13 protein-coding genes are annotated in these 12,670 nt (G+C 40.3%); 9 read left to right on the top strand and 4 right to left on the bottom strand.

The genetic code is table 11. From position 1 onward, the window contains the following. Positions 1 to 129 precede the first annotated feature (129 nt). The 3 genes from B3P16_RS12115 (at position 130) to B3P16_RS12105 (ending at position 3,211) form a co-directional block, all read left to right on the top strand. Positions 130 to 786, top strand: a complete 657-nt coding sequence (locus tag B3P16_RS12115; protein WP_046672736.1) for a protein-L-isoaspartate(D-aspartate) O-methyltransferase — start codon at positions 130 to 132, stop codon at positions 784 to 786. A 131-nt stretch (positions 787 to 917) separates the two neighbouring features. Beyond that, on the top strand, positions 918 to 2,741 hold the full coding sequence (locus tag B3P16_RS12110) for a MutS-related protein (protein ID WP_286769503.1): 1,824 nt from the start codon (positions 918 to 920) through the stop codon (positions 2,739 to 2,741). A 68-nt stretch (positions 2,742 to 2,809) separates the two neighbouring features. Then, positions 2,810 to 3,211 carry an acyl-CoA thioesterase gene (locus B3P16_RS12105; protein ID WP_070561224.1) on the top strand — a complete coding sequence of 134 codons (402 nt, stop codon included), beginning with the start codon at positions 2,810 to 2,812 and terminating at the stop codon, positions 3,209 to 3,211. 90 nt (positions 3,212 to 3,301) lie between these two features. On the opposite strand, the gene B3P16_RS12100 is transcribed toward B3P16_RS12105, so the two are convergent. After that, a complete protein-coding gene (locus tag B3P16_RS12100; protein WP_046672734.1) occupies positions 3,302 to 3,676 on the bottom strand; it encodes a DUF779 domain-containing protein in 375 nt (124 codons plus the stop codon). Positions 3,677 to 3,797: 121 nt separating this feature from the next. Continuing rightward, a complete protein-coding gene (locus tag B3P16_RS12095) occupies positions 3,798 to 5,300 on the bottom strand; it encodes an aldehyde dehydrogenase family protein (protein ID WP_070561223.1) in 1,503 nt (500 codons plus the stop codon). Positions 5,301 to 5,475: 175 nt separating this feature from the next. On the opposite strand from B3P16_RS12095, the gene B3P16_RS12090 reads away from it, so the two are divergent. Further along, complete coding sequence (locus B3P16_RS12090) at positions 5,476 to 6,378, top strand: AraC family transcriptional regulator (protein WP_046672732.1); 903 nt, start codon at positions 5,476 to 5,478, stop codon at positions 6,376 to 6,378. 1 nt (position 6,379) lies between these two features. On the opposite strand, the gene smpB is transcribed toward B3P16_RS12090, so the two are convergent. After that, positions 6,380 to 6,835 (bottom strand): SsrA-binding protein SmpB, encoded by a 456-nt coding sequence (gene smpB / locus B3P16_RS12085; RefSeq protein WP_046672731.1) that lies wholly within the window; start codon positions 6,833 to 6,835, stop codon positions 6,380 to 6,382. A 411-nt stretch (positions 6,836 to 7,246) separates the two neighbouring features. Between smpB and spt the strand changes: the two genes are divergently transcribed. From spt to B3P16_RS12060, 5 genes are read left to right on the top strand one after another with little or no spacing between them, the layout of a single operon-like run. Continuing rightward, a complete protein-coding gene (spt, locus tag B3P16_RS12080) occupies positions 7,247 to 8,446 on the top strand; it encodes a serine palmitoyltransferase (protein WP_046672730.1) in 1,200 nt (399 codons plus the stop codon). 11 nt (positions 8,447 to 8,457) lie between these two features. Next, positions 8,458 to 9,579: a hypothetical protein gene (locus tag B3P16_RS12075; protein ID WP_070561222.1), complete on the top strand. Its 1,122-nt coding sequence runs from the start codon at positions 8,458 to 8,460 to the stop codon at positions 9,577 to 9,579. Next, a complete protein-coding gene (locus tag B3P16_RS12070) occupies positions 9,576 to 10,568 on the top strand; it encodes an NAD-dependent epimerase/dehydratase family protein (RefSeq protein ID WP_070561221.1) in 993 nt (330 codons plus the stop codon). Before B3P16_RS12075 ends, B3P16_RS12070 begins: the two co-directional genes overlap by 4 nt. Before the next feature lie 9 nt (positions 10,569 to 10,577). Next, the gene (locus B3P16_RS12065) at positions 10,578 to 11,270 is read left to right on the top strand and encodes a CDP-alcohol phosphatidyltransferase family protein (protein WP_070561220.1); all 693 of its coding nucleotides are present in this window, start codon (positions 10,578 to 10,580) and stop codon (positions 11,268 to 11,270) included. Positions 11,271 to 11,272: 2 nt separating this feature from the next. Continuing rightward, positions 11,273 to 11,671, top strand: a complete 399-nt coding sequence (locus B3P16_RS12060; protein ID WP_286843099.1) for a GtrA family protein — start codon at positions 11,273 to 11,275, stop codon at positions 11,669 to 11,671. A gap of 553 nt (positions 11,672 to 12,224) precedes the next feature. Here B3P16_RS12060 and B3P16_RS12055 read toward each other — a convergent pair. Further along, entirely contained in the window at positions 12,225 to 12,437 is a 213-nt protein-coding gene (locus tag B3P16_RS12055) for a hypothetical protein (RefSeq protein WP_286843096.1), read from the bottom strand. Between the last annotated feature and the right edge of the window lie 233 nt (positions 12,438 to 12,670).

Raw genomic sequence — 12,670 nt, 5'->3', positions numbered from 1 at the left:
GTTGAGCCTAAGGGAAAGATGATTCGGAAAATAAAGCAAATTAACTTGAAAATACGTACAGTGTTGGTATTGAATTATTTGTGATTAATTCTGTTTAATGTGCCTTTTAAAAGGTAAATTTGAAACATCATGGCGTACAAGTTTATTGATAATTATCGGGAGAAAGGCGCTCGTAAGAAATTGGTTGAACATCTAAAAAGCCGGGGCATTGCGGACCAGAAAGTATTAGATGCCATTGGCAAGGTACCACGTCACTATTTTTTTGATGAAACATTCTGGAATCAGGCCTATCGGGATATTGCTTTTCCAATAGGTGACGGACAAACAATTTCGCAGCCGTATACCGTCGCCTATCAATCTGAACTGCTCCACGTGAAAAAAGGAGATAAAGTACTGGAAATTGGTACGGGATCGGGGTACCAAACCTGTATCTTGTTGGAACTTGGCGCAGAGGTGTATACTATCGAACGTCAGGAAAACCTATATCAACGAACCATTCAAGTGTTGCCCTACATGGGCTATAAACCAAATTTCTTTTTAGGTGATGGCTCCAAGGGAATCGAAGAGCACGCCCCTTATGACAAGATTATTGTCACTGCAGGTGCGCCTTTCGTGCCAGAGGTTATGTTGAAGCAGTTGAAAATGGGCGGAATTTTTGTGATCCCTGTAGGAGACGAAAAATCGCAAAAGATGATGACGATCATTCGGGTAGGTGAAAATGATTTTGACCGTATCGAATTGGATACGTTTCGTTTTGTGCCTTTGGTGGGTGATCAAGCTTGGTAGGAGATCCATTCAACCAGTTCCGATGGCCTCCCCCAAGGTCTGCGAGTGACAATCGAGCCCTTGTTTCTTGAGCAGATGCAAAATAGCCATGATTAAATTGAAATGAACGTGAAAGAATAAATATTCACCTTATGACGCCAACTGCAATACAATATGACCAGAAGCATCGCGAAACCGCTTCAACTGTGGTCAAATTAAATAAACAAGTCAACACGCTCAGCTTGTCGCGGCTATTTGTGATACTCGGTGGCGGAGCGTTGTTATTTTATACCTTTCAACTGGAAAGCCTTCCGCTGGTTTTTTTCTGCTTTTTTGGACTATTGTTCCTATTTGCCTATCTGGTGCGGAAGCAGAGCCAGTTAGAGCTTCAGAAGAACTATTTTGAAGCTTATTTGAAAGTTTTGGCAAATGAACAGGCCCTAGCAGAAGGGAAACTAAACATGTATGACCATGGTGAGCATTTCGAAAACGGAGCTCATCCTTATAGCTCCGATATGGATATCTTTGGCACATACTCCTTATTCGCGCAGATAAATCGGGCAACGACCAAACAGGGGATTGATCTTTTGGCTTCTTGGCTTGATGCGCCTCTCCAAAGCAATCAAATTCAACGCAATCAAGAAGCATCACAGGAACTCGAAAATGAATCCGAATGGATATGGGATTTTCAGGCAAAGCTCTTGGCCAATCTGAACCATAAATTGGATATCAAGGCATTTTTGACAAATTACTTTCAAGACCGAAATTTTCAATTCGGAAATGCTTTTATGCGATTTTATATCAAAGCAGGCCCTGTTTTATTTTTGGTCGTTTTAGCGGGCAGCTTTTTCGTGCCAAAATTGGCTGGAGTGGCAACCTTGATAGGACTATTTCATATTCTTTGGGCATTGGCCAAAGCAGGAAGTGTGAGTATGTTCTCGTCGCGAATAGACAAAATTGGTGGCGTGCTGGGATCATATGCAGATGCGATTCAATCGATCGAAGACCACGCATGGAAGTCTATTGCTATGCAGGAGATCGCCGGAGAGCTAAAACAAAACCAGGGAACAGCATCCATTTCCTTTGCCTTTAAAAAATTAGCTGGTCTTATTAACAACTTGGACGCACGGAATAATGTCTTTGTTGGGCTATTTCTAAACCTATTTCTCCTTTGGGACTTTAGACAAGTATTGGCTATTGTTGATTGGAAGAATAAATACGAAAACGAGATTCTGAATTCATTCGATACCTTGGCTAAGGTGGAGGCTGTCACTAGTCTTGCTATTTGGAAGAGAAACCATTCGTCTTATAGTTATCCAGTAATTTTGGATAATCCGCTGGAAAATAAGATTGACGCGCAAGGGTTATATCATCCACTGATCCCAAGCAGTCAGGTCGTCGCCAATGATTACAGTAGTATAGATCATCGTGTTGCTTTGGTAACAGGTTCAAACATGGCTGGAAAGAGTACATTTCTGCGGACAGTAGGTATTAATGCAATTTTGGCTTATGCCGGAGCTGCGGTTGCAGCGACTTCTTTTCAGCTCCCGATTTACAAACTAATATCCTATATGCGCATCAAGGATAACCTGAATGAAAGTACGTCGACATTTAAAGCAGAACTGAATCGGATGAAATTTATATTGGATACAGTTTCAGTACATAGCGATAGCTTTTTTCTAATCGATGAGATGCTTCGTGGAACAAATTCGGTCGACAAATATCTTGGCTCCCGTGCAATCATAAAGAAACTGGTTCGATTGGACGGTAAGGGTATGGTGGCTACACACGACTTACAACTGTCCAGTTTACAAGAGGAATTCCCGGGAGATATCAAAAATTATCATTTTGACATTCGTGTTGATGCGGGGCAGATGCTGTTTGATTATAAGCTGAAGATAGGGGAATGTAAGATATTCAATGCGTCGCTTTTATTGAAAGGTATAGGCGTGGATATTGACGAAAATATGGAATAAAAATGACGGAACTGGAGCTAGATTGGTTTACATTTGTCTCCTCTTAAATCCACTAAATAAAACAATAAATGACTTTACAAGAACGTATTGATTTATCAGAAACACATGTTTGCACGACCGTGTTTCCGTTTTTGACAAATCATCACGATACTTTGTTCGGCGGCAAGGCGATGTCCATTATGGACGAAGTATCGTTTATGGCTGCGACACGATTTTGCCGCAAAACGTTGGTGACTGTATCGACAGACCGTATTGACTTCAATAAGGCAATTCCTTCCGGAAGTATTATTGAAGCGGTCGCGCGGGTTCAAAATGTAGGCCGGACCAGCTTGAAGGTGAAGGTCGACATATTTTTGGAACATATGTACAAGGAAGGAAGAGAATTGGCCATTGAGGGTGTTTTTACATTTGTTGCCCTTGATGAAAACAGACAGCCAATTCCAGTCCTTGAAGGCTTGGATATTGAATAAAATTTTAGCTTCCGAATGCGGAAACTCGAGAGAGATTTTTTAAAATTATAACATGGAAAAGGGTCGCAGATTGCAATGCGACCCTTTTTGTCATTCGTTTCTCTTGATTGGGCTGAGGTCGTTAAGTTCTTCGGCTGTAAATAAACGATAATGAACTTTGAAAGTTTTACCCAGTGGGGTTTCCAATGAGAATCCCCCCGGACCAAATCCATCCAGCACATCGAGTGTGAAATGCGCATGTTTCCAATATTCAAAGAGATCCCGATCCACCCAAAACTCATATCCTTCGGCTAATCCGATCATGGCGTCATTTGTCCTAGGAAAATAACCTCCTTCCTCAAAACACTGTGGCTGTGTACCCTCGCAGCAACCTCCGGCCTGATAAAACATTAATTTACCATGCTTCGCTTCAAGTTCATGAATGAGCTCCCTGGCTTTTTCAGTGATGTCTAGTCTATTGATCATGGTGAAATTCGTTTATGTGTTTTAGCGTTGACGAATAGGAAATTCAGCTGAAGGGGCAGCATTTGCTCCCCCCTAAACTCGGGTATCTAGCTGTTCGAAAAGAATACCCGGTACGCTTCAGTTAAAAGAAACCAAGTTTTTCTTTACTGTAGGAAATCAACATATTTTTAGCCTGTCTGTAATGGGCAAGCATCATTTTATGGTTTTCCCGTCCAATTCCTGATTGTTTGTATCCGCCAAATGGGGCACCCGCTGGGTAGGAGTGATACTGATTTACCCAAACACGTCCTGCTTGTATGGCACGCGGGATCTGATAAAGCTGATGTGCATCTCGGGTCCATACACCTGCTCCGAGACCATACATGGTGTCGTTGGCGATAGCAATTGCTTCTTGTTCATCCTTGAACGTGGTGACTGCAAGCACGGGACCGAAGATTTCTTCCTGGAAAATACGCATGCTATTATCGCCTTTGAATAGGGTAGGTTTGATGTAGTAGCCTTCTTCAAAACCAGCACCGACATTGTTTTCATCACCGCCGGTCAATACTTCGGCCCCTTCTTCTTTGCCAAGTTTAATATAGGACATAATTTTGTCCTTTTGGATCTTCGATGCCTGAGCACCCATCATTGTTGTTGGGTCTAATGGATCGCCCACTTTGATCTGATTAACCCGATCGACTACTTTAGCGATAAATTTTTCATAAATGTCCTCCTGGATCAGTAAACGAGAAGGACAGGTACAAATTTCGCCCTGATTGAGTGCGAATAATACGGCTCCTTCCACTGCTTTGTCCAAAAATGCATCGTCTGCATCCATAACCGAACTAAAGAAAATATTGGGCGATTTCCCACCCAATTCTAGGGTTACCGGAATGATATTTTCAGTCGCATATTGCATAACCAAACGTCCAGTTGCTGTGGAACCAGTGAATGCTGCTTTGGAAACCTTTGGGTTTGTGACCAAAGAACGACCAAGTTCTGCGCCGAAACCGTTAACGATATTGACTACTCCGGCAGGAATCAGATCACCGATAATCTCCATAAGGACAAGAATGGATGTGGGTGTACTTTCAGCAGGTTTTAATACGACGGTGTTCCCTGCGGCAAGGGCCGGAGCTAGTTTCCATACGGCCATTAGAATCGGGAAATTCCATGGAATAATCTGTGCAACAACTCCGATTGGTTCGTGTACAATCAGTGACACTGTATTGCTGTCCAATTCGCTTATGGACCCCTCTTCAGCGCGGATTACACCAGCAAAATACCTGAAATGGTCGATTGCCAATGGGATATCGGCATTTAATGTTTCACGTACCGCTTTTCCGTTGTCTATCGTTTCAACGGCGGCGATATATTCTAAATTAGCTTCAATGCGGTCAGCAATTTTATTGAGGATAATACTTCGTTCTGTAGCCGAGGTTTGTCCCCAAGTTTCAAAAGCTTTAGCGGCGGTGTCGACAGCGAGATCCAGATCTTCTTTTGTTGAATGGGCAACTTGAGTAAACACTTTTCCATCTACCGGCGAAATATTATCGAAGTATTTTCCTTGAATTGGTGCGACAAATTTACCACCAATGTAGTTGTCATATCGTTCTTTGAACGATGGTCTTTTGATTGCGCTCATATGGTTTATTTATTAATTATTTTTAATCCCTTCTTATCAAAGTTAGCCAGCAATTATTCAATGGTGTAGCAGAATTGATCCAAAACATAGCACAATTGTGGCACATAACTTTCGCTCATAGTTTATTTTATTTATTATATTTGATTGACTGCCAATTATATTTAATTGTTGCACTATGGAAAATAGGACACTGATTCATACATTGCCATTTTCGCGGAAGGGGGAGCTCAGCACATTAGTGGAGAACCGACGCGCATTTACGTTAGATAGCTTGGAGCTTAATATCTACGAAACATATCGGATATCGCAGCATGTACCTTTATGTTTTGATGATTTGGTTATGATTAATATGATCCAGGGTAAAAAAATCATGCATTTGGAGAATGTAAAGGCTTTTGACTATCTGCCCGGTCAGATGATGGTGTTACCTGCATCGGTGGCTATGCATATTGATTTTCCAGAAGCGACCCTCGACCAGCCCACGCAGTGTACCGCTTTAACAATTCATAGAGAGAAGATAGCAGCAGTTTTAGATTATCTAAATGAGTTTTATCCAAAAGAACATGTCAATCAATGGCGGCTTGATCCGGAGTTTTTTCACCTGTACAATTCGACTGAGCTTGCCGATCTGGTGAACAAGTTGTTTCAGATCATTATTAGTGAAAATCCGTTGAAAGATGTGCTTGCAGATCTGACCTTTAAAGAGCTTACGATTCGGCTACTTCAGTCACAGTCGATGATGGCATTAAAAATTGGGAAGTCGCCCAACAAAGTACTGTTACACGTGCAGGAATTTATTCAGAAACATATTACCGAGAAAATTTCAATTGGTCTATTGGAGCGGACTGCTCACATGAGCAAAGCGAGCCTTACGCGGATGTTTAACCGTGAACTTGGACTTAGTCCAATGGAGTATGTGATCCAACAGCGTATCGAGAAGGCAAAAAAGATGCTTTTACTCACCCGTAATGTAAAGGAGTCGTGCTATGGGGCAGGATTTAATGATGTCAACTACTTTGTTCGGCTTTTTAAAAGCAGGGTAGGCATGACGCCAGGCGCATTTGTCCTGGCGCGTTAACCTAAAATTTCATCACGCGATCAAGCTCACGTTTAACATCTCTTTCTTTGATGTTTTCTCGTTTGTCAAAATCTTTTTTACCCTGTGCCAAGGCAATTTCAACTTTGGCAAACCCCCGGGCACTGATAAAGATGCGTAGGGGTACAATGGTAAAACCACGTTCTTCCCCTTTCTCTTTCAGTTTTTTTAATTCTCTTTTTGTCAATAGCAGTTGACGGTCGCGTTTTGCTTCATGGTTATAGAAAGATCCCATGGAATATTCGGCAATGTGCATGTTACGGATGTATAATCCGTCCTCAAAAAAACTACAGAAACTATCGTTAATATTTGCCTTTCCTTCGCGTATGGATTTTATTTCTGTACCCAATAATCGAATTCCTGCAATGTACTTGTCCAGTAAGTGGTATTCAAAAGAAGCTTTTTTATTTTTTATATTGATATCTGAAGATAAAGCCATATATTGTTGTATATTAGTAAGTCTATACCATTGCTATTGCAATGAACCTAAATGTAACTAATTATAGGATAATTTAAAGTTCGCAAATATAATTATTAAAATTGTCTTATTTTAAAGTAGAATTGTGTGGGGCGGATGTTAGCGGAGTATTAAAATAAAATTAACTGTTTTGGGCGATGTGTTAAAAATATGACTAAATTTAAGTGAAAGTCAGATTATGTTTTCGTATGTTTGCAACGTTTTTTGGAATTATTGTGAATATATACAACGTAGCATTTCAACTTACATTGTGGATATAGCAGATTTTTAGTCGGAGACCGAGTTTTTTATATAAAAGTCCAATTCGATAATTTTGTTTGTTACAATAACATCTAAAAGTTAGAAATAGTTTTAGAAATACCTTTTTATCGCATGAGTAAAGGAAAGTTAGGCGAGAAAATATCGCAATTTAAGATTGTTGAGGAGTTGAAAGCTAAGGGCTTATATGCCTATTTTAGACCTATTCAATCAAAACAAGATACCGAAGTAAAAATCGATGGTAGACGTGTGTTGATGTTTGGTTCTAACTCTTATTTAGGGTTAACGACTGATACACGTATTATAAAAGCAGCGCAAGATGCTTTGGAAAAGTATGGTACTGGATGTGCTGGATCTCGTTTCTTAAACGGTACGTTGGATATTCACGTGGAACTGGAAGAAAAATTATCTGCTTATGTAGGTAAAGAAGCCGCTATTCTGTTTAGTACAGGATTCCAATCAAATCTAGGGCCTTTGTCATGTCTAATGGGACGTAATGATTATATTTTGTTGGATGAGCGTGACCACGCATCAATTATTGATGGTAGCCGTTTGTCTTTTTCCAAAGTAATCAAATACGGACACAATAATATGGAGGACTTACGTGCTAAGTTATCACGCCTACCTGAGGATAGTGCGAAGTTAATTTGTACGGATGGTATCTTTAGTATGGAGGGGGATATTGTTAATTTGCCTGAACTTACGTCGATTGCCAATGAGTTTGATGCTGCAGTAATGGTCGACGATGCACACAGTTTAGGTGTTATTGGGCACAAAGGAGCTGGTACAGCTTCTCATTTTGGGCTTAATGATGATGTAGACTTGATTATGGGTACATTTAGTAAATCGTTAGCATCTTTAGGTGGATTTGTCGCAGGTGATGCAGATGTGATCGATTTCTTAAAACATAATGCCCGCTCTGTGATGTTCAGTGCTTCAATGACTCCAGCTTCGGTTGCTTCAACATTGAAAGCTTTGGAAATTATTCAAAATGAGCCTGAGCATATTGAAAAATTATGGAAAAACACAGATTATGCCAAAGCACAATTACTGGATCATGGGTTTGATCTAGGTGCTACGGAAAGTCCTATTTTGCCAATCTTTATTCGTAGCAATGAAAAAACGTTCTGGGTAACTAAAATGCTCCAAGATGATGGGGTATTTGTTAATCCAGTTGTTTCTCCAGCAGTTCCTGCGGAAGAGTCTTTGATTCGTTTTTCATTGATGGCGACACATACTTATGACCAAATCGACGAGGCTATTGAGAAGATGGTTAAAGTATTCAAACAAGCTGAAGTTGAAACATTAATATAAAATCTAATCGTATGATTCAGATTATACCCGTTGAAACAAAGAAACAAAGACGGCTGTTTATAGATTTCCCTCATAGTCTCTATGAGGGAAATCCTAATTATGTACCTGCCTTATTTCTTGAACAAAACGATTTGCTTTCCCCTGACAAGCATCCCTTTTATAAACATTCCCAAGCACAACCTTTTCTAGCTTATCGTAACGATAAGATTGTCGGTCGTATATGTGCCATCTGGAACAATAACCATAATGCTTTCAATCATGTGAATGAAGGGCAGTGGGGTTTTTTCGATTGTATAGATGATCAAGAAGTCGCAAACGCGTTATTTGAGACTGCAGAAAAATGGGTTAAAGCTAAAGGAGGGGATACGATCGTTGGGCCGATCAATTTATCAACCAATGATACCGTTGGTTTGTTGGTTGACGGTTTTGATAAGCCCCCAGTAGCCATGATGCCCTACAATTCACCTTATTACATTGACTTGATTACCAATTCAGGTTATGGACATAAAGTGGATTTGAGAGCTTATTTGGTCATGGAAAAGTCTGCGGATAAACGTTCTGTATTGCTTTTAGATAGGTTGGAAGAGCGTTTGAAAAGATCTGGCATTACATTGCGTCAATTTAATGTGAAGGATTTTAAAAACGAAGCAGCAAAAGTTCGTGACATTTATAATAGAGCATGGGATAAAAATTCGGGTTTTGTTCCGATGACAGAGGACGAATTTAATTATACGGCCAAAGATCTAAAAATGATTCTCGATCCACGTTTTGCTATCGTTGCGGAGAAAGATGGTGAGCTTGTTGGCTTTGGTCTAGGGATACCTGATATCAATCAAATCCTTATCAAAGTGAAGCGAGGACGTCTACTTCCTACGGGTATTTTTAAATTGTTATTTGGAAAGAAAAAAATCAACTTGCTTCGTGTACTCATGTTAGGGGTATTGGAAGACTACCGTAAACTTGGTATTGAAGCATGTCTGTATGGCCGAATTATAAAAGAATCAAAAGATTCTAATATCAAAGGGGCCGAATGTTCGTGGATGTTGGAGCATAATTACATGATGAACCACGCTATAGAACAAATGAATGGAGAATTGTACAAACGTTATCGTTTGTATCAAAAATCATTATGATAGAAAAAGTATTAATCACCGGAGCGAGTGGTTTTGTAGGCTATCATTTGACAAGAGCAGCGAAAGAGGCGGGGATGGAAGTTCATGCCGCGGTGAGGAAGTCAAGTGATGTTTCAGAAATTCGCTCCGTTGTAGATAAATTTGTTTATCCGGATTTCTCTGATGAAGAGTCTATCAGCGAATTACTGGAAGCGGAAAACTATACCTATGTTGTTCATGCTGCGGCAATGACTCGTGCCAAGCACGAAGAAGATCTCGAAAAGGTCAACGTTGGTTATACAAAAAACTTGGCATCTGCTTGTTTTTATTTAAAAACTCCCATCAAAAGATTTGTTTTCGTTAGTAGTCTTGCGGCAATCGGTCCTGTTAGCTACGATGCTAACCTTATCGATGAGAGCAATCCCTATCGCCCTGTTACGGCCTATGGTCGTAGTAAACGGAAAGCGGAGCTCGCCTTGGATGATTTTAGAGATCAGCCACTAACGATTTTGCGCCCCACTGCAGTATACGGCCCTCGTGAAAAAGATATTTTTATTGTTTTTAAAACAATGAATGGCGGCCTGGATGCCTATGTTGGCCGCTCTCCTCAAAAGCTTAGCTTTATTTATGTTGCTGACCTGGTGCAGGCGATCATTCATGCCTGTCGTTTTGATCAAGGAGGAAAGCAGGTGTATAACCTCAGTGATGGGCAGGTGTATGGCCGTTATGAGTTGGCTAGATTTTTCAAAGAGTTTAGCCAAAAGAAAATGATTCGTATGCATATTCCTTTTGGTGTCGTGAAGACTATCGCGGTTATTTTTGAACGTTTGTATAAAAAATCTAAAGCAATACCTGTGCTATATCCGGAGCGACTGAATGAACTTACAGCTGAAAACTGGGGCTGTGATATCTCGGCGGCTCAACGTCAGCTACAATACCAACCTAAATATGATTTGAAGAAAGGCTTAATGGAGGCATTGGCTTGGTATAAAGAAAATAAATGGCTATAATCGCAGATAATGAGTGAGTTAAAAATAAATAAAAAACTTTTTCAGGATAGAAAGAGAACAAATATCTTAAGTGAACCCGAACAAAAACTTATTTCGTACCTCGTACCTCGAATTCCAAATTGGATTACCTCGGATGGACTTACGGCAATTGGATTTTTAGGCTCCTTAATGATATTGGGGAGTTTTATCTTGGCTGAATATGTTGATATTCGCTATTTGCTTCTAGGGATCCCTGGTTTCTTTGTGCAGTGGTTTGGTGATTCATTAGATGGTCGTATCGCATTCTACCGTAATAAATCCCGTCGCTGGTACGGTTTCGCGCTGGATATTGTAATGGATTGGATTAGTACGGTTTTTATAGGATTGGGGTATGTGCTGTATACCGTGGGTGATTTTAAGTATCTGGGATTTACATTGGTTGCATTATATGGCTGGGCAATGATTATTTCTCAGCTCAGGTATAGAATTACCGATAAGTATACGATAGACGCCGGAATTTTGGGACCTACTGAAATTCGGGTGATTATTTCATTGGTTATGTTATTTGAAGTTTTAATGCCTGGGTCTATTAATTGGTGTGTACTGTTGATTTGTATCGCACTTTTTATAATTAATACAAATGATACACGCCTACTTCTTAAATTAGGCGATGAAAAAGATAAAGCGGATAAACTGAAAAAACAACAGGAGGAGGCTATTTAGCGATGTCTTCAAAAGTTATTACTTTTTTAAAAGCTCAACTCTCCGCCTTTTTAGGCGGATTGTTTGATTTTGGAGTATACTCTGCTTGCTATAAGCTACTTCGTATCAGTGCTCCTTTTTCCAATGCAATTAGTGGTAGCCTTGGTGCTGTTGTTAATTTTTTGATCAATCGATACTGGTCCTTCGGAAGTACGCAAAAGTCCGTGGGTAGTCAGTTATGGAAATTTGTGATCGTCGTCTGTGGTAGTATTACATTGAAGTCTACAGGAATTCATTTTCTGGTCGATGTATATCATGTAAACTTTTTGTTTTCGAAACTAGTTGTTGAGTTGCTTGTTTCTTTGGGTTTCAACTATACGCTTCAGCGTTTTTGGGTTTTTAAAGCTGAAGAGAAATCGTAATTTCCTTATTTTCTACGAATCAGCTTTAGCTGTTTTCAGTTCCATTTCTTTTTCTGTTTCTTTCGATTTCTCGTGCTCTTATGTTACCAAGATTTGTTTTGATAGGATGTTAGTCGAGCTGTTTTTTTAGGTTAAAAGAGCTTTTTAACAGCCTATAGTTGCGCTATTCCTGCAAGTTGCTGTTAGTGACCGATCTTTAAGGGTAATTCAACTTTGACGCCAGGTTGCATGACGAGCTGCAATATATTGCTCATTGTATAGCTGTCGTGTTTATTTCGCTTTTGTTTACTTCTTCTTTAAGCTAGATTTTACCTAGTATTAAGTTAGCTTTCGGTTAGGGTTTGTTTAGCTAGAACCTATATTATACCTAAACAAACCCTAAACTAACCCTAAGTAAACAGGTAGAAAAGTATAACTACAGAAGAAGGTATTCCGGCAGCCTGTGTTCTGCCATCTTTCCCGCCCTACCGATATCCGTCCGTCCCCTGTTATATCCTGCGTTGCTGTTTCTTTCCGACGGCACAATTTTCCGGTCTTATCAATATTCACCAGTTTATAGGCTGCGCCTATGCGCATCGTCTTCGATTGGGCGTTGAGCCGAGCGGGCTACCAAAGTGATCCCGAGCTTAAGCAGATCGAGCAATACAATGTCCATCCATGTTTCTGCTGCGGAGCCTGTATCGAGTCCCGGTTCCCGTCCCCAATCTGTCCCGGAGCCGGCGTTCCCAGCCTTCCGATCACCTGTTTTACAAAAAGAATCTCGCACCCTTACAGGCAGTTAAGGGGAAAATGAAATAAATAAGAACAAAAGTCTTGGAAGTTTGTTAGTAAACTCGCTATCTTTGCACCACTCCGCAAGGGAGGCGCGGTTACCGCGAGAGCAGGGAACCATGAAAAAGAAGGGTTTAACGAGAGTTGAGCGCGGAAATCGAAAAAGAGAAAAGGAAAAAAAACTTCAGAAAGTTTTTGGAAGTTCAAAAAAGATTTCTACCTTTGCAG

It is taken from the genome of Sphingobacterium sp. UBA7631, assembly GCF_002483935.1.
In the GTDB taxonomy this organism is placed as follows: Bacteria; Bacteroidota; Bacteroidia; order Sphingobacteriales; family Sphingobacteriaceae; genus Sphingobacterium; species Sphingobacterium multivorum.
Note: the sequence above shows the minus strand (reverse complement) of the source record. Positions and strands in the feature narration are given on the sequence as shown.

What these genes read in the sequence shown, in the direction of transcription:
- B3P16_RS12065 (WP_070561220.1), top strand. Translation starts at nt 10,578, where the DNA reads ATGAGTGAGTTAAAAATAAATAAAAAACTTTTTCAGGATAGAAAGAGA.
- B3P16_RS12110 (WP_286769503.1), top strand. Translation starts at nt 918, where the DNA reads ATGACGCCAACTGCAATACAATATGACCAGAAGCATCGCGAAACCGCT.
- B3P16_RS12090 (WP_046672732.1), top strand. Translation starts at nt 5,476, where the DNA reads ATGGAAAATAGGACACTGATTCATACATTGCCATTTTCGCGGAAGGGG.
- B3P16_RS12070 (WP_070561221.1), top strand. Translation starts at nt 9,576, where the DNA reads ATGATAGAAAAAGTATTAATCACCGGAGCGAGTGGTTTTGTAGGCTAT.
- B3P16_RS12060 (WP_286843099.1), top strand. Translation starts at nt 11,273, where the DNA reads ATGTCTTCAAAAGTTATTACTTTTTTAAAAGCTCAACTCTCCGCCTTT.
- B3P16_RS12115 (WP_046672736.1), top strand. Translation starts at nt 130, where the DNA reads ATGGCGTACAAGTTTATTGATAATTATCGGGAGAAAGGCGCTCGTAAG.
- B3P16_RS12075 (WP_070561222.1), top strand. Translation starts at nt 8,458, where the DNA reads ATGATTCAGATTATACCCGTTGAAACAAAGAAACAAAGACGGCTGTTT.
- B3P16_RS12100 (WP_046672734.1), bottom strand. Translation starts at nt 3,676, where the DNA reads ATGATCAATAGACTAGACATCACTGAAAAAGCCAGGGAGCTCATTCAT.
- smpB (WP_046672731.1), bottom strand. Translation starts at nt 6,835, where the DNA reads ATGGCTTTATCTTCAGATATCAATATAAAAAATAAAAAAGCTTCTTTT.
- B3P16_RS12095 (WP_070561223.1), bottom strand. Translation starts at nt 5,300, where the DNA reads ATGAGCGCAATCAAAAGACCATCGTTCAAAGAACGATATGACAACTAC.
- B3P16_RS12105 (WP_070561224.1), top strand. Translation starts at nt 2,810, where the DNA reads ATGACTTTACAAGAACGTATTGATTTATCAGAAACACATGTTTGCACG.
- spt (WP_046672730.1), top strand. Translation starts at nt 7,247, where the DNA reads ATGAGTAAAGGAAAGTTAGGCGAGAAAATATCGCAATTTAAGATTGTT.